Annotated in this window: 16 protein-coding genes and 1 riboswitch; of the genes, 9 read left to right on the plus strand and 7 right to left on the minus strand. The window is 54.5% G+C overall.

Going from position 1 to position 15754, the window contains the following annotated elements; translation table 11 throughout:
- Window positions 1-48 precede the first annotated feature (48 nt).
- The 4 genes from NMQ00_RS07635 to NMQ00_RS07650 all read left to right on the plus strand — a co-directional run bounded on the left by NMQ00_RS07635 (window position 49) and on the right by NMQ00_RS07650 (window position 3877).
- Window positions 49-1515 (plus strand): carboxypeptidase M32, encoded by a 1467-nt coding sequence (locus tag NMQ00_RS07635; protein WP_255178603.1) that lies wholly within the window; start codon window positions 49-51, stop codon window positions 1513-1515.
- Window positions 1516-1526: 11 nt separating this feature from the next.
- A complete protein-coding gene (locus tag NMQ00_RS07640; RefSeq protein WP_255178604.1) occupies window positions 1527-2240 on the plus strand; it encodes a glycerophosphodiester phosphodiesterase in 714 nt (237 codons plus the stop codon).
- A 253-nt stretch (window positions 2241-2493) separates the two neighbouring features.
- Window positions 2494-3291: a DUF4397 domain-containing protein gene (locus NMQ00_RS07645; protein ID WP_034777661.1), complete on the plus strand. Its 798-nt coding sequence runs from the start codon at window positions 2494-2496 to the stop codon at window positions 3289-3291.
- A 7-nt stretch (window positions 3292-3298) separates the two neighbouring features.
- Entirely contained in the window at window positions 3299-3877 is a 579-nt protein-coding gene (locus NMQ00_RS07650; RefSeq protein WP_255178605.1) for a class F sortase, read from the plus strand.
- A 105-nt stretch (window positions 3878-3982) separates the two neighbouring features.
- Here NMQ00_RS07650 and NMQ00_RS07655 read toward each other — a convergent pair whose 3' ends face one another.
- Together NMQ00_RS07655 and NMQ00_RS07660 are read right to left on the minus strand one after the other, a co-directional pair.
- A complete protein-coding gene (locus NMQ00_RS07655) occupies window positions 3983-4420 on the minus strand; it encodes a MarR family winged helix-turn-helix transcriptional regulator (protein ID WP_034777659.1) in 438 nt (145 codons plus the stop codon).
- Between the two features lie 90 nt (window positions 4421-4510).
- Window positions 4511-5569: a GTP pyrophosphokinase gene (locus NMQ00_RS07660; RefSeq protein ID WP_255178606.1), complete on the minus strand. Its 1059-nt coding sequence runs from the start codon at window positions 5567-5569 to the stop codon at window positions 4511-4513.
- A gap of 112 nt (window positions 5570-5681) precedes the next feature.
- On the opposite strand from NMQ00_RS07660, the gene NMQ00_RS07665 reads away from it, so the two are divergent.
- Together NMQ00_RS07665 and NMQ00_RS07670 are read left to right on the plus strand one after the other, a co-directional pair.
- Window positions 5682-5909 carry a hypothetical protein gene (locus NMQ00_RS07665; protein WP_255178607.1) on the plus strand — a complete coding sequence of 76 codons (228 nt, stop codon included), beginning with the start codon at window positions 5682-5684 and terminating at the stop codon, window positions 5907-5909.
- Between the two features lie 104 nt (window positions 5910-6013).
- Complete coding sequence (locus NMQ00_RS07670) at window positions 6014-6337, plus strand: YflT domain-containing protein (protein WP_255178608.1); 324 nt, start codon at window positions 6014-6016, stop codon at window positions 6335-6337.
- A 38-nt stretch (window positions 6338-6375) separates the two neighbouring features.
- On the opposite strand, the gene NMQ00_RS07675 is transcribed toward NMQ00_RS07670, so the two are convergent.
- Together NMQ00_RS07675 and NMQ00_RS07680 are read right to left on the minus strand one after the other, a co-directional pair.
- On the minus strand, window positions 6376-6627 hold the full coding sequence (locus NMQ00_RS07675; protein ID WP_255178609.1) for a hypothetical protein: 252 nt from the start codon (window positions 6625-6627) through the stop codon (window positions 6376-6378).
- Entirely contained in the window at window positions 6612-7412 is an 801-nt protein-coding gene (locus NMQ00_RS07680; protein ID WP_255178610.1) for an SDR family oxidoreductase, read from the minus strand. Before NMQ00_RS07680 ends, NMQ00_RS07675 begins: the two co-directional genes overlap by 16 nt.
- Window positions 7413-7604: 192 nt before the next feature.
- Here NMQ00_RS07680 and NMQ00_RS07685 point away from each other — a divergent pair, with 192 nt between their 5' ends.
- A complete protein-coding gene (locus NMQ00_RS07685) occupies window positions 7605-8900 on the plus strand; it encodes a glutamine synthetase family protein (RefSeq protein WP_255178611.1) in 1296 nt (431 codons plus the stop codon).
- A gap of 49 nt (window positions 8901-8949) precedes the next feature.
- Here NMQ00_RS07685 and NMQ00_RS07690 read toward each other — a convergent pair whose 3' ends face one another.
- From NMQ00_RS07690 to NMQ00_RS07700, 3 genes are all read right to left on the minus strand, one after another.
- Window positions 8950-10443 (minus strand): peptide MFS transporter, encoded by a 1494-nt coding sequence (locus NMQ00_RS07690; protein ID WP_255178612.1) that lies wholly within the window; start codon window positions 10441-10443, stop codon window positions 8950-8952.
- 144 nt (window positions 10444-10587) lie between these two features.
- Window positions 10588-11832, minus strand: a complete 1245-nt coding sequence (locus NMQ00_RS07695) for an MDR family MFS transporter (RefSeq protein WP_255178613.1) — start codon at window positions 11830-11832, stop codon at window positions 10588-10590.
- Window positions 11833-12097: 265 nt separating this feature from the next.
- The gene (locus NMQ00_RS07700; RefSeq protein WP_255178614.1) at window positions 12098-13198 is read right to left on the minus strand and encodes an AI-2E family transporter; all 1101 of its coding nucleotides are present in this window, start codon (window positions 13196-13198) and stop codon (window positions 12098-12100) included.
- A 175-nt stretch (window positions 13199-13373) separates the two neighbouring features.
- Window positions 13374-13474, plus strand: a riboswitch (SAM riboswitch).
- Between the two features lie 77 nt (window positions 13475-13551).
- Here NMQ00_RS07700 and NMQ00_RS07705 point away from each other — a divergent pair.
- On the plus strand, window positions 13552-14727 hold the full coding sequence (locus NMQ00_RS07705; protein ID WP_255178615.1) for an aminotransferase class I/II-fold pyridoxal phosphate-dependent enzyme: 1176 nt from the start codon (window positions 13552-13554) through the stop codon (window positions 14725-14727).
- A complete protein-coding gene (locus NMQ00_RS07710; protein ID WP_255178616.1) occupies window positions 14724-15740 on the plus strand; it encodes an iron-containing alcohol dehydrogenase in 1017 nt (338 codons plus the stop codon). The genes NMQ00_RS07705 and NMQ00_RS07710 overlap by 4 nt, the downstream gene beginning before the upstream one ends.
- Window positions 15741-15754 lie beyond the last annotated feature (14 nt).

The raw sequence follows: 15754 nt of genomic DNA on the forward strand, positions 1-15754 counted from the left end.
ATTAAAGTAGAGAAGTAACGATATAACTGTCATAGGGGTGGAATCAGAATGGAACTTACAAAGCAGTGGCGTGACCATTTCAAACAATTGCGTGCCTTCGACGAGGCAATTTCTTTATTATACTGGGACATGCGCACCCAGATGCCGGAACAATCGGCACCGTTACGGGCCGAGACGATCGGCTATCTATCGACCGAGGCGTTCAAGCGCCAGACGAGTGAATCGTTCAAGTCATTGCTTGCGGAAATGACGGAGACGGAGAACTTGACACCGATCGAGTTGCGTTCGGTCGCGGTCGCCAAGACACAATACGAGCGGAACGCCAAAATCCCGTCATCGGAGTACCAAGAGTACGTGACGCTTGTCTCCGAGGCCGAGACGGCTTGGGAAAAGGCGAAAGACCAGGATGACTGGCACACGTTCGCCCCTTATTTGGAGAAAATCATCGGGTTTCAACGGAAATTCGCGGATTACTTCGGCTACGAGTCACATCCATATGATGCCTTGTTGTATGACTATGAACCGGGTATGACGGTCGACCAGCTCGATAAGTTGTTCCAGACGCTACGCGACGAGCTCGTCCCGCTCATCCGCCAGTTGCCGGAACCTGTGCGAGGGCTCGACTGGTCGATGGACAAGACCGTCCAGCAACGGCTGTGTGAGGACTGGATGCGGGTCGTCGACTATGACTTGACGCGCGGCCGTCTCGATGCAACCGTGCATCCGTTCGAGATCACGATCAACCGTCGCGATGTGCGCATCACGACGAAATATGATGAGACCGATTTCCGCAACGCCTTGTTCGGCACGATGCATGAGGCCGGACACGCGACGTATGAACAGCAAATCGACTCGGACCTCGACGAACTAGGACTCGGGGGCGGTGCCTCGATGGGGATCCATGAATCGCAGTCCCTCTTCTTTGAAAACTTTGTCGGACGGAGCGAGGCGTTTCTGAACAGTGTCTACCCGCGCCTTCAATCCGAGCATCCGCAGTTGCAGGACGTGGACTTCGAGACGTTCTATGCCGGCGTGAACGAGGCGAAACCGTCGCTTATCCGGATTGAGGCGGACGAACTGACGTACAGCCTGCATATCATCATCCGCTATGAGCTCGAAAAGAAACTCATCCAAGGCGATTTATCGGTCGACGAGTTGCCAGCGGCATGGAACGCGCTCTATAAGGAATATCTCGGTGTCGATGTGCCGAGTGACGCGAAAGGCGTCCTGCAAGACGTACACTGGGCCGGCGGGTCGTTCGGCTACTTCCCGAGCTATGCCCTCGGTCTGATTTACGCCGCTCAATTGACGGAATCACTCCGAAACGAGCATCCTGACTTCGAGACGCTCGTCAGCATGGGCACGTTCGGGCCGATTAAGCAGTGGCTCGAGGACAATGTCCACCGCCATGGGAAGGCGTTGACGCCGAACGAGCTTATCAAGCAAGTGACTGGGGAGGACATCTCGGTCCGGCCACTCATCCGTTATTTGACGACCAAATATCAAACGAACTGAGGCGACGTCTGATGAAACTATACGCACATCGTGGTGTGATGGCGCGCTATCCCGAGAACACGATGTCGGCATTCCGGGCCGCGGTCGACGCCAAGGCCGACGGGATCGAAGCGGACGTCCATATGACGAAAGACGGAGAACTCGTCCTCATCCATGACGAGACGATCAATCGGACGACGGACGGTCAGGGTCGGATCGCCGATATGACGCTCGCAGAACTGCGAGCGGTCAATGTGGGTGTCATGTGTGGCGCCAATGATCGTATCCCGACGCTGGAAGAACTGATTGACCTGTGCCGAGGGACAGCGCTTCGCCTCAATCTCGAGGTCAAGACCGATATCGAGCGATATCCCGGCATCGAAGAGCGTCTAATCGACAGCCTCCGTGACCAACACGTCCCCGCCGAGCAGGTCGTGTTCTCCTCCTTTAACCATGCGACGCTGAACCGGTTGCACCAGCTGGCTCCCGAGTTCGAATGCGCCGTTCTACTGGCTCAACCGCTCTACGAAATCGTCGCCTACTGTAAGGAAGTCGGGGCGACGTCCGTCCACCCGCACGTCCGGACATTGACCGACGATGAAATCCTCCACCTGCAATATGTAGGGCTTGCTATCCGGCCCTATACCGTCAAAACGGTGCCTGACCTCGAACGGTTCCGCCGGCTCGAGGTCGATGCGGTGTTCGTGAACGACATCGATTGGGCCAAAGCATATTCGACCCCGTAACGTTACGCGTTACGGGGTTTTTAAATTGAGGTGAAGGGGAAGTGAGGATAATGTAAAGAAAGCGGTTTCTTCTCCGATGTGCCCAACGGCATATTCAGAGCACACCGTCACCTTTACGCCATTGCTCCGTTGTCTTAAATTTAAGATGTCACCAGCTACATAGCAATCAGATGTAGCACACTTTGCAGCACGCATCAAACTTGTCGTACGCAGTCAATCGGTCAACCCAAGCAGAAAAAGGAGGAAATTTCACATGAAGAAATTGATGTCTTTACTTGGTACACTCGCCTTGGCGTTCGCACTCATCGTACCGGTCAGTGCAGATGGACACGAGAACGCGATGGTACGTGTACTCCACGCTTCACCTGACGCACCTGCGGTAGATGTGTATGTCAACGGTGAAGTCGCAGTCGAAGGCGCAGAGTTTAAAGCGCTCACAGACTACTTGACTCTCCCGGCTGGAGATTACAACGTGGAAATCAAGCCAGCTGGTGATGCCGAGACGGTCGTCGTTGCGGCAGACCTCTCGATCGAAGCAGGCAAGTTCTACACAGCGGCAGCAATCGGCCAACTTGAGAACATCGAGATCGCAGCGATGGAAGACGATGCGAACTTTGAAGATGGAAAATCGAAAGTCCGCGTCGCTCACTTCTCACCTGACGCACCGGCAGTCGATGTAGCCCCTAAAGGTGGCGACCCACTCTTCTCGAACCTTGAGTTCAAAGCAGTGAGTGACTACGGTACACTCGACGCTGGCACGTATGACCTCGAAGTTCGTCCAGCTGGCGCGACTGACGTCGTGAAGGCGCTTGACGGTGTTGCCCTCGAAGGCGGCAAAAACTACACGGCGTTCGCCATCGGACTCCTTGAAGGCGAACCAGCGTTTGAAGTCCTCCTCGCAGCAGACGGCGGTGAGATGGCCGGAGCTCCTGAAACAGGTCAAGGTGGCCTCGCTCAGACAGCATCAATGAACTGGTTGCTCGCAGCAGCGGTCCTTGGTGCAGCAGCAGCTGGCTTCTACGTCTTTCGTCGTCAGAAGCAAGACGCTTAAGCTTCTCTTGATTGGAACGTTATCGTTCCTCATGATTGCACCGGTCGCAGATGCACCGGATGCGGACGCGAAGCTGACGACCGTCGGCTTCGCTGAACCGCTCGTCCTTGCAGCGACCGAGATCGACCGTCAATCTTTTCGCACCGACACGTTCGTCCCGAAACGACTGAAGATTCCGTCAATTGACGTCAATGCGGTCATCCAACCGGTCGGGAAAGACCGACTCGACCGGATGGATACGCCGACAGTCGCAGACGAGGTCGGATGGTATCGCTACGGGGCAAAAGCGGGTGCGACTGGCAACGTCGTGTTATCCGGTCATCTCGATGACCTCCGCGGACCGGCCATCTTCGCAAACCTTGGCGAACTGCGCCTCGGAGAATCGGTGACGCTCCAGCGTAACAAAAAGGTGATCGAATATGAGGTCGTCTCCGTCGAACGTTACCGGCTTGAAGACGTTCCGCTCGCCTCGATCTTCGCGGCGACCCAAGCGACACGGCTTCAGCTTATCACATGTGCGGGTCCTTATGACCCGGAACACGGTTATCGTGATCGAATCGTCGTCACGGCGATCGCCAAGACATGAACGAAGAAACCCTCGATCAGGGCAAATATCCTGATCGAGGGTTTCTTTTTTGTGGAAGGACATAAGAAAAACGACTGAGGCCGAAATGAATCAGGCCCAGTCGTTTTATGCGTCCATCCGATCAAGCAGTTTTGATAGAAGAATCAATTCGTCATCTGAAAAGTCTTCGAACACGTCCATCAAGTACTCGATTTTCATGTCTTCTAACGTCTCGAACAAGGCACGACCTTCTTCAGTCGCTTGCAATTCGACAACGCGACGATCGCGTTCGCTGCGTTCGCGTGAAATCAATCCTTTTTTTGTGAGCTCATCCGCGAGTGCCGTGATCATCGAAGCCGAGAACTGAAACTCGTTCGATAGGGCAGAGGCGATTTGAGGACTATTTTGACATAGCGACCGAAGGATGAAGAATTCGTTTCGCGTCAAGTATTGTGAGAACATCGACCGGAGGTTTTTTTTCACTCCGCGATAGTTCATGCGAATCCCTCGCTCAGCATCAGCGACGAGCTGTCGGCGGGATGCTGTTTGTACAGGTGTTGTCATCCTCAAGCGTACCTCCTACGTAAATATCATTATTTGCATATATTTCAGAACATAAAAACATTCTACAATAAAAACATGAAGTCTGTAAAGTTATGATGGCTCTTCTCGGATGCGAAGTTCTTGGATGACTTCATCATAATGCTTCAAGTCCGGATAGAAGCGGCGGAAGAAGAACTCGATCTGTTGGTCATCCCCTTCGGCGAGCAACTTGGCAAGCACGGCATAGACGACGCCCATCCCTTGACGGGGTAACAATGACGATGGCAAGAGCGTCGCACATTGGATGGCCCGGTTGAAGTAACGATCGAGCGTGTCGCTCAAGTCCTGGAACGTCCGAATCTCGGCATAATGGAACATGCGTGTCAGCTCGATGATCGTCGACAGGTCGGTGTCGAGCAACCAATCACTTTGGAAGATGGCGTTATCGAGCTTCTCGACGGTGACATCGTTGGCGATATAATAGTTCAAGTTGTCCCGGGTGATACTCACCTTGTCCGGCGACTCGACGATGCGTTCGACCGTCTCTTGTTCGAACGTCCGCAACTGTTTGCGGATATTGACGAACTCGGAGTCGGCGATCTCGAGGAGTCCCGCGACACGGCTGAAACTGCGTTTAATCTCCGGTGGGACAGCGTTTGGGTTTTTATAGCCGAGGTCGTGCTCAATCTCGGCCCAGGCATGTTGCAAGATGGACCGGACTTGAATCTCGGCCTCTTTTTCCTCGAACCGGCGATACTCGCCTAGGGCGAGCCGTTTGTCGTTTAAACCGACGACATAATGGACCGAGAGGTAACCGAACTCGTTCGGATCGAGCAGAGTGGATTTATCGATCGACTGTTCGCGGTCGATTCGGAACTCGTCCTCAAGGATCTGGGCCACGGCCCGGACGTCGTCGTGGAAATAGGTCACGATCCGAATCCCCGCCAAATCTTGCACGTCGCGCAACGACCGATATTGGTACGGTTTACGGGACAGTTTGGCATAAAGACTCTCCGCTTCCTTGGCCCGGGCGACGATCGAATGGAACTGGATCCCGGCGTCGTTCAATAGCTCGCTGAGGAGCGACTTCAGCTTGGCGGCAAACGCCTCGTAATCCTCTTTTTCATTCATATAGTCGAGCATGATCGTATTCATATCCTGTCTCGGCATCTACATCACTCCTTGTCTCATTAAATGTAGTATAGCATCATTGAAATCGCTGTCGCACCTGTCGCCCGTCCCTATGATACAATACGGCATGGAACGGGAAGGAGTGTCGCATGTGAGAGTGAGCCATACATTGAAATCGATGGAACGCGAGAAGCTGGAGATCGTCGCCGGCCTGTTACAACAGGCGGGTTATCGGGCCGGTAAGATCGATTGGCAGACCGGCATCAATATCGTTCGTCTCAGTCGAGGAGGCATCTCTTCCGAACTGGATGAACGGGCACGCATTCAAGGCATCGTCGATCATTTCGGGATTGATGACTGGACCGCCACGTTTTCTTGAATCCCGCTTTTTCAAATCGCTGACAGAAAACGGGTTTTACGACTCATTTTTCGGGAATAGTATATTATTCGATTTTAGAACAGCGGACGTTTAGGAGGATGAATATGTTAGAAACAAGAATCGTACGGGATATGACCTTGGTCGACCATGAAGTGAACGGGATGGTGTCAGGGGGATGTGTCAACGAGAATATTTACTTATTTGCCAAAGATGAAGAATTGACGGTGCGCCTCGCCGCGGAAGCCGGCGTGCAACCATACCGCATCACTGAAAAAGGGTTATGGGAATCGCTCATGTCGAAGTTCACGAAAAACTCGGATGACCGGCTCGACCAGCTCGAGAGCCTCGGCCTGACGAAAGAGATGGTCGAATCGCTCGAGAGTGAGATTCAGGCTGGGAAGATCGTCCTCGTCTGTGACAAATCATAAGAACAGCCGGAACTGATATGAATCAGTCCCGGCTGTTGTCATTTCGTCTCATAATAGGCGTTCACGATCCGGCGCAACGAGCACTCGTTCAAATCGAGCGGTTTGAACCCGGCGTCCTGCAACAGGCGTTTCGTATTGGTGTCATTGAACGAGATGTTGCGGTTCAAGTAAGGATTGAACACTTTCACCATCTCGTTGAACGTCTGCTCGACGTTGCTCAACGAGGACGTCGCCGTCTCGGTGATTTTGAGGTGCGGGAACTCGAGCGCCTGCTTCATGTACTCGAGCATCGTCTCGTTACGTGGCGGGGCATCATTCGTGACGTTGTAGATCGTGTTCGGACGAGCATGTTCGATGGCAGCCAGCAACACGTCGGCCACATAATCGACCGGGACGAGGTTCGACGTGCCCGTCTCAGAGCCAAGGAGACGGATCGGGCCGTCAGGGGCACCTTTCCGTTCGAGTCGGCGTTTGAACACCTCGAGAGACGCATATAGCCGTACATGGTGAACTTCGAGTCGGCCTCGCCGGTCTTCGAGTCGCCGACGATGATGGCGGGCCGGAAGATAGAGACGGCCAAGTCATGACGTGCATCCCAGACGGCTTGTTCGGCGTGTGCCTTACTCTCCTCGTAGGGGTTGTGGAACGTTTGGTCGGTCGCATACAGCGTCTCGTCTCCGTTCTCACGTGCGCCAAGCGTATAGGCCGTGCTGACGTGGAAGAAGCGGGGGCAGTGTAGCGCCTTTGCGAGCGCGAGCGCTTGTTTCGTCCCGGTCAAGTTCGTCTCGAACAGCTCGTCGCGGAGTTCCTCATCAAATTTGACGAGCGCGGCCATGTGGAGCACCAGGTCGAAGCCGCGGTCATGGTTTGTGATAAAATCCTCGTCCGCTCCAAGGAATGGGGCCGTCAAATCCCCGGCCAGCACTGTAATCGAGCGGCGTTCGTCCTGCGAGAACATCGCCTCCACTTTTTCAGGCGTGCGGGCGAGGACGCACAGGTTATGGCCTCGATGAATCAGCTCGCGGGCAAGCCGCCCCCCTAAAAATCCGGTCGCACCGGTCATAAAAATATTCACAGCGTTCTTCCTCTCTTTTCAGTCTCTCCCCATCATAACAAGCAACGGCGGAATGAGCCACTTTCAACCCGATGTTTCAAATTTGGGGTTTAACATTTTTTAAAGTGGGTTATGACTTAAGGAGAAGCGTACGCAAGGTACGTCATGACAGTGTTGATCTGTCAAATAACTTAAGTGAGGTTTTTTAGAATCATGGCTAATCTATTCGGAACTGACAAGGATGGCAACAGGAAGAAGCAAGAAGAGATTGAAAAAACGGTTCAGGAGAAAGGGATTACCCAGATCCATATGTATTTCTCCGACGTGCTTGGAGACTTGAAGCTACTGACTCTCTCTGCAAAATTGTTGCCGGAAGTTTTTGAAGGGAAGACGATGTTTGACGGTTCATCCATCGCTGGTTTCTCTTCCATCAAAAACTCAGACCTATTCTTGAGACCGGATTTAGATCGTCCACGCTACGAACAGGACGGGGACGAGAGCATCCTCGCGTTCTTCTGTGACGTCTGCACGCCAGACGGGGCACGGTATGAGTTCGACCCGCGTAACGTCTTGAAGGATGCCCTCGAGCGCGCTGCTGGCGACGGATACTCGATCTTCGTCGGCGCCGAGCCGGAATTCTTCATCTTCGACGAGAACGGAGAGTTCTATGACGAGGCGGGATACTTCTCGACACGTTCAGAAGACAAAGGCTATGAGGTCCGTCAACATATCGCCAACCGGTTGAGTGAGGTCGGCTTCAACATCGAAGCGGTCCACCACGAAGTGGCCCCGGCCCAGCACGAGATCGGTATCAAGTACGATGACGCGTTGCATACGGCCGACAACATTCAGTTCTTTAAAGAACTCGTCACGTTGGCAGCCCAAGAGAAAAACGCGAAAGTGTCATTCTTGCCGAAACCACTCCGTGACGTCAACGGGTCGGGGATGCACCTCAACATCTCGGTGTGGAAGAACGACAAAGACGGCAATCCGACGGTTAACGCCTTCGAAGAGCCGGAGTCTGAATACGGCCTGTCGCTCACGGCCCGCCACTTCATCGAAGGCATCTTGAAACATGCCCGTGCGACGGCCATCTTCACGAACCCGCTCCCAGAATCATATGAGCGTCTCGTGCCAGGTTTCGAGGCACCGGTCAACATTTGCTGGAGCCCGTCGAACCGCAGTTCGATGATCCGTATCCCGGCGTCACGTGGTAGCGCGACACGTGTCGAGGTCCGGAACCCGGACCCGAGCGCGAACCCGTATCTCGCTCTCGCGGCCTTGATCTATGCGGGACTCGAAGGCATCGAGCAACAGCTCGAGCCGTCGTCACCGAACGAGGATGATTTGTTCGAGTACTCGGCGAAACAAATCGAGAGCCAAGGCATCTCGTCACTCCCGGCGACGTTCCATGAGTCGATCCAATCGCTCAAGTCAGATCGGTTCCATGATTACTTCAACCACGACTTGATCGACCGCTACTTGTCGCTCATCCAAGTCCGTAAATAAGCGAAGCATACAAAAGCCCATTCCTCGGTTGAGGAATGGGCTTTTACGCTTAATGGATGCCACGCATATACTTTTTGATGACCGGGGCGAGTCCGAACAAGATCATGCTGAGCACGATGGCCGCACCACCGATAATGCCGAAGTAGAGCATCTCGTTCTCTGGTGAATAGAAGCGGACGAGCTGGGCGTTGATCCCTTGGGCCGCCGCGTTCGACAAGAACCAGAGCGACATCGTCTGGGCCGAGAAGGCCGCCGGAGCGAGTTTCGTCGTCGCCGACAGACCGACCGGCGACAGGCTGAGCTCACCGAGCACGACAATGAAGTAACTGAGCACGAGCCAGAGCGGGTTGACGAGCGTGTCCGGGCCGCCGAAATAGGCCGGGAGCAAGATCACCAAGAAACTTAATCCTGCGAACAAAATCCCGAAGGCGAACTTCGTCGGGATGCTCGGCTCACGGTCACCAAGTCGGACCCAAAGCCATGCGAACACCGGAGCTAGCATGATAATGAACAACGGGTTGAGCGACTGGAACCAAGCCGGCGAGAGCGTGAACCCTAAAAATTCGAGGTCGGTCCGCTTGTCGGCGTAGCTGGCCAAAATCGTCGCGCCTTGCTCTTGAATCGCCCAGAACATGACCGAGGCGATGAAGAGCGGGATATAGGCGATGATCCGTGACCGCTCCACTTCCGTCGTTTTCGGGCTGCGATACATGACGATGAAATAAATCGTCGGGATGGCGATCCCGAACACACCGACGAGACCGATGAACGTGTTGATCGTAAACAAACCTTGTGGAATCAACACGGCCAATAGACCACCGATGAGGACAACCGCGATCGCCGTATACTTGATTGCGTTTTTCCGTTCAGACGGTGTCAACGGGTTCGGTACATATGAGCCGGCGAGACCGAGGTTCTTTTTCTTCGTGACGAGGAAAACGACGAGACCGATGAACATCCCGACCGCGGCGAGTGCGAAGCCCCAATGGAAACCGTAACTCTTTTGGACCCCACCGACGATGAGAGGCGAGATGAAGGCGCCAAGGTTGATCCCCATATAGAAGATACTGAACCCGGCGTCACGACGACGATCCGTCTCATTGTAAAGGTCACCGACGATGCTCGAGACGTTCGGTTTCAAGAGACCGGTCCCGATGACGATCAACGCCATCGAGATGAACAAGAACGTCAGGCTGCCTGGAATCGACAGGACGATATGACCGAGCATGATGAACACACCGCCGAAGAAGACGGCACGCGACGTCCCGAACACACGGTCGGCGAGCCATCCCCCAATGACCCCTGACATGTAGACGAGTGCGCCGTACACCGACATGATCGACAAAGCGACGTTCTGGTCGAGGCCGAGACCGCCTTCTGACACCTCGTAGTACATGTAGAACACGAGGATGGCACGCATCCCGTAATACGAGAACCGTTCCCAAAACTCAGTGAAGAATAGCGTGAACAAACCTTTAGGTTGTCCGAAAAATCCTTTTTGCGGTACGCTGTCCACAATTTTCTGTTTATCGATCCTTTCCATGAAAGATCCCTCCTTAACCGTTTTATAATAAAAAGAATCATTATGTTTGTAAAGAATAAATGAATGAAAAATTCAAAATTTAACGATTTTGAAACGAAATCAAAAACCACACTAAACGACTAGGTTCAGTGTGGTTTTTATAAGTCACGCTGTCTTTTGTTTCGCCTCGGCCGCACTGACGCGACGTCCGAGCTGCCAATAGATGAGGCCCGACACACAGCTGGCCGCCCCGACGAGGATCAAGGCAATATGGCCGGCCCGCTGGTCGAAGAACAGGCTTGCCATGATCGGCGCCGTCACCCCGCCGATCAACCATTGGATGCTGGCGGCCCCGTTGTAGGCCCCGCGCATGTTCTCCGGAGCGATCAGAGCGATGAACGTCTGCTGGACCGGGGACATGATCATCTCACCGAGCGTATAGAACGCGTACACCGCGAGCAAGACGCTGACGAGGACGAGGTACGGTGTCCCGAGTGAATAGAGGAGACGCGGCATGACCGCAATCAAGATCATGCCGACCCCGAAGATGGTCGCCCCGGCGAGCATGACGTTGCCGAACGGCTTGCGGCCGAGTTTCGAAGCAATCGGGAACTGGAACAACACGACCATGATGCCGTTCAAGGCGAGCATATAGGCGAACGGGTTCTCACGATCGGTGAACGATGGCATCGACTCTCTCAAGAAGAGAGGCAGCATGCTCTCGATGAGCGAGAAGCCCATCGAGATGAAGACGCCGGCGAAAATGAAGACGAGGAAGACCTTGTCGTTATAGAACACCCGAAGCACGTCCCGGTTCGACGGTATGTCGACATCGGTCGTCTCTGGGAGCGACTCCCGAATGTAGCGACCGAGCACGAGCGCATACAAGACGAAGACGAGCGCGGCCGAGTAGAAGATATACTGCCGGTCGATGAACAGGACGGCGCTACCGAGGAGCGGTCCGAGCGCCGCCCCGATGTTATGGCCCATCCTCAACAGGCCAAACGCCTCGTTCATCTGTTCAGGCTCGGTCACGTCGGCCACCATCGCGCTCGCGGCCGGATGGAACAACGAGTTCGTCAAGCCGAGCATGGCGTTCAAGAGGAGGAGCGGCCAGAACGTCTCGGCGAAGGCGAAACCGACGAGGGCGAGGGCGTCGCCGAGAATGGCAGCCATCATGATTGGTTTGCGGCCATACAAATCCGCGAGCCGTCCGCCGACGACCGAACCGATCAGGGCCATGATCGGCCCGGTAGCCATGATGACACCGACCTGGATATAACTGTCGAGCTTGTCGCTGTAATAGAGGACGAGGAACGGCGCAATCATGAACATCATGACGCCGGTGATCGTCTCCCCGAGGAAACGGATCCAAATATTGCGGTCGAGTCGTTTGAGTGATTGAATCATTAGGTTCACCTGCTTTACTTAATAAAATGAAAAAAGGGACGCAGCATGCACAAAGGCATACGCGTCCCTACGATCTTAGACATGCCTCGGAAGGCAGGCGAACGTCACGGATTCAAATCACGGAGAGGCGCCTGCCGGTCAATATGGACTTGGACGTGCGAGTGTTGAATGACTGACATCGGTACCTCTCCTTTCTGCATTGGACTGTCTTCTCTTCAAGATTATGATATCTCTGTGAAATGTGTCAATCTAAATCGTCAATGTGTCATAACAATTCATTCAAATTCTTGCGACTGAGCCGGTAGTCGATCAAGCGAGACAACACGACTTGAATCATCGCCGTCACCGGTACACTGATGAACATGCCGACGAGACCGAACAGGCTGCCCCCGATGATGATCGACGTGATGACCCAGAACGGGGTGATGCCGACGCTGTCACCGAGAATCTTCGGTCCGAGCCAGAGCCCGTCGAATTGTTGTAGCAAGAAGATGAACAAAAGGACGATGAGCGCCGTGAACGGGTCATAGAAATAGGTGATGATGAACGCCGGGATCATCCCGAGCAACGGACCGACATACGGGATGAAGTTCAGGACCCCGATGATGACGCCGAGGAGAAGCGCGTAAGGCGCCCCGATGATCAACAGCCCGACGACGGCCATCACCCCGATGATGAGGCAATCGAGCGACTTCCCGATGATATAGCGTTTGAAGATGTAGTCCATCTCTTGGAAGATGTCGATCGTCGTCTTGGCCGACGCGACCGGGAACATCGCATACAACAGACGCTTGAACATGCGGGCAAAGACTTCTTTGTCTTTCAATAGATAGATCGAGATGACGATCCCGATCAAGAAGTTGATGAGCGTCATCGTGAAACTCGACACGTAACTGACCGACGACAAAACGGCGGTCTCGACCCAACCGGAGTAACGTTCCTCGAAGCGGCTGAAGTCGATGGCCTGGGCGATCGTCGCGTTATACTCTTTCAAGTACGTGTTCAACTGGGCGAGAAACCCGTCGATTTGCCGGATATAGAACGGGAGCTCCTCGATGAGCGAGGCCACGCTCGAATAAATGCGCGGGAACAGCGTCACCGCAGAGATGACGAGAATTCCGATGAAAACGATGTAGACGATCAACAACCCCTGATATCGTTTTAAGTGAAACCGTTCTTCTATATAGGACAGGACGGTATTCAGGAGCAGCGCGATGGCGATCCCCATGATGATCGGCGTCAGCAACTGGAATGCGTAATGCAGCACACGAGAAATCGTGTCCGGTTCACTGATGACCTTCCAAAGGACGAGCAGAATCAGTCCGATCACGCTCAACTTCCAAATTAATTGACGGTTTAATTCCAATGGTCCATCCCCTCTTGGTTTAAATTTTGTAGAATAGTGTTCACTTTTTACTATGACCGTTTTTTTGCCGGGATTCAATAGGGCGCACCCATTTTCGAAAAAGGATTGACAAGATTGGTAACGTTTGGTTAACTAAGTGACATATTACAAAAAGACAAATCGCATATAAAAACACTTTCTATCAAGAGAAGCGGAGGGACTGGCCCGATGAAGCTTCAGCAACAGATTGTTTCAATACTGTGCTAATTCCAGCAAGGTGACCTTGAGAGATGGAAAGGTGGTTGTTTGAATACGTCCGTATCTCGACACCCCTTTCCGCGGAAAGGGGTGTTTTTTGCATAGGAGGACTATTCATGACAGACAGACGCTCACACTTATTAAAAACTTTACCGCCCCAACACTTCGTCGGACTCGCGAACGAAGTCGCCGAGCTCGAACAGGCCGGCCGTGACATCATCCGACTCGGACAAGGGACGCCCGACCTGCCGACGCCGGAGCCGATCTGTGAGGCGCTCCAGACGGCGCTCCTCGACGCCTCGACCCACCAATACGGTCCGTTCCGCGGTCAGGCCCGCCTGAAACAAGCGGTGGCGACGTTCTATTTGAACGAGTATGGGGTCGAGCTCGACGCCGAGACGGAAGTCGCGATTCTCATCGGCTCCAAGTCCGGGCTCATCACGTTGCCGCAATGCGTGCTCGAGCCAGGCGACGGCATCTTGTTGCCGAACCCGGGCTATCCCGACTATATCTCCGGCGCCCGGCTCGCCGGTGCCGTCGTCCATGATCTCGTCTTACGCGAGGAGAACGGTTTCCTCCCTGACTACGAGACGCTCGACACGGACGGGGCGAGACTGATGTATTTGAACTATCCGAGCAATCCGACCGGTGCCGTCGCCTCACCCGCCTTCTTTGACGATACCGTCCGTTTCGCCCGGGAGCGGGACTTGATGGTCGTTCACGACTTCGCATATGGCAGCATCGGGTTCGATGGCCATGTTCCGCCGAGCTTCCTTCAAGCCGAAGGAGCGAAAGACGTCGGCATCGAGGTGTACACGATGTCGAAAGCGTTCAACATGTCCGGGTGGCGCGTCGCCTTCGCCATCGGGAACAAAGACATCATCGAGGCGATCAACACGTATCAGGACCATGTGCATGTCAGCGTGTTCTCGGCCATCCAAGCGGCCGCCGTCGCCGCGCTCGAGGCGCCACGTTCCATTCGGGACGATTTGGCTCGGCTCTATGAGGCCCGTCGTGATCGTCTCATCGAAGGGTTGAACCGGGCCGGATGGGCCGTCGAACCACCGGAAGGGTCGTTCTTCGTCTGGGCGAAAGTGCCCGAGGGTGATGCCAAATCGTTCTCACGGAAACTACTGTACGAGGCCGGTGTCGCCGTCACCCCCGGCTATTTCTTCGGCTCCGAAGGGAACGGCTACGTCCGCTTCGGTCTCGTCTCACCAGAACCGAAGATCGACGAGGCCGTCGAACGGATCGAGCGGTTGTTCGCCGCCTATGAGGAGGTGCGCGCATGATCCGCCAAGCCGTCCTCGAATATGACCACGCCGATGACGCGCTCGACCGGCTCTATGAATTGGTCAGCGGACGTCGCGCCCACGTCCTGCGCGGCCAAAACGGGTACGACGTCGTCCGAGACATCTATCCGGCCATCACGGACTATCCGACGACACAGTTCCGTGGGGAGTGCACCGACGCTGAAGTCGAACGGCTGAAGCAAAAGGACATCGATGTCCTCATCGCCATCGGAGGAGGGAAGCTCGTCGACACGGCCAAACTCGTCGCCTACCAATGTAACGTTCCGCTCATCGTCATTCCGACGCTCGCCTCGAACTGTGCCGCTTTCACGCCGCTCAGCGTCGTCTATCGAAAGGATGGGAGCTATGACCGATACGACATATTCCGCGTCGTCATCGAACGGGTCATCGTCGATCCGCGGGTCATCGCGCGCTCTCCATATGAATACTTCCGAGCCGGTGTCATCGACACGGTCGCGAAGTTTTACGAGGCCCGTTACTTGAGCGGCGACAGCTCGATTGATGCCGGCGTCAACACCGGGCTCGCCTTGGCCGAGCAGTGCGGTCGTCTCGTCGAACTCGATTTGAGCAAAGCGGCCTTTGAGTCATATAGCGACGACATCCGCTTCGCGGTCGATCACGTGCTCGCCGTCGGTGGTGCCGTCGGAGGATTTGGTGACGCCGGGACACGGGTCGCCGTGGGCCATGCGGTCCATAACGCGCTCAGCCGGTTCGCGTCGACACATGCTTTCTTGCACGGGGACAAGGTCGGCTTCGGGCTGATCGTCCAGGAGCGGTTGCGCCGCTCGGCCGATGCCTCGTACTTGGAGGCCTGGTTGAAACGGTTCGGTGCCCCGACGACGCTCGAGACGCTCGGAATCGGACCGGATGACATCCCGGTACTGGTCGACTCCGTCATGACGGAGACCGAGCTGCAACAGTTGCCGGCCCCGCTAAACAGAGGCTATTTGAAAATAATTTTTGAAAATTTGCAATTATCTATTTACAAATAAAAGAATTGAAAGTA

It is taken from the genome of Exiguobacterium aurantiacum, assembly GCF_024362205.1.
GTDB classification, from domain to species: domain Bacteria; phylum Bacillota; class Bacilli; order Exiguobacteriales; family Exiguobacteriaceae; genus Exiguobacterium; species Exiguobacterium aurantiacum_B.

What these genes read in the sequence shown, in the direction of transcription:
- NMQ00_RS07660 (WP_255178606.1), bottom strand. Translation starts at nt 5,569, where the DNA reads ATGCCGAGACAGGATATGAATACGATCATGCTCGACTATATGAATGAA.
- NMQ00_RS07635 (WP_255178603.1), top strand. Translation starts at nt 49, where the DNA reads ATGGAACTTACAAAGCAGTGGCGTGACCATTTCAAACAATTGCGTGCC.
- NMQ00_RS07640 (WP_255178604.1), top strand. Translation starts at nt 1,527, where the DNA reads ATGAAACTATACGCACATCGTGGTGTGATGGCGCGCTATCCCGAGAAC.
- NMQ00_RS07670 (WP_255178608.1), top strand. Translation starts at nt 6,014, where the DNA reads ATGTTAGAAACAAGAATCGTACGGGATATGACCTTGGTCGACCATGAA.
- NMQ00_RS07675 (WP_255178609.1), bottom strand. Translation starts at nt 6,627, where the DNA reads ATGCTCGAGTACATGAAGCAGGCGCTCGAGTTCCCGCACCTCAAAATC.
- NMQ00_RS07695 (WP_255178613.1), bottom strand. Translation starts at nt 11,832, where the DNA reads ATGATTCAATCACTCAAACGACTCGACCGCAATATTTGGATCCGTTTC.
- NMQ00_RS07710 (WP_255178616.1), top strand. Translation starts at nt 14,724, where the DNA reads ATGATCCGCCAAGCCGTCCTCGAATATGACCACGCCGATGACGCGCTC.
- NMQ00_RS07705 (WP_255178615.1), top strand. Translation starts at nt 13,552, where the DNA reads ATGACAGACAGACGCTCACACTTATTAAAAACTTTACCGCCCCAACAC.
- NMQ00_RS07645 (WP_034777661.1), top strand. Translation starts at nt 2,494, where the DNA reads ATGAAGAAATTGATGTCTTTACTTGGTACACTCGCCTTGGCGTTCGCA.
- NMQ00_RS07685 (WP_255178611.1), top strand. Translation starts at nt 7,605, where the DNA reads ATGGCTAATCTATTCGGAACTGACAAGGATGGCAACAGGAAGAAGCAA.
- NMQ00_RS07655 (WP_034777659.1), bottom strand. Translation starts at nt 4,420, where the DNA reads ATGACAACACCTGTACAAACAGCATCCCGCCGACAGCTCGTCGCTGAT.
- NMQ00_RS07690 (WP_255178612.1), bottom strand. Translation starts at nt 10,443, where the DNA reads ATGGAAAGGATCGATAAACAGAAAATTGTGGACAGCGTACCGCAAAAA.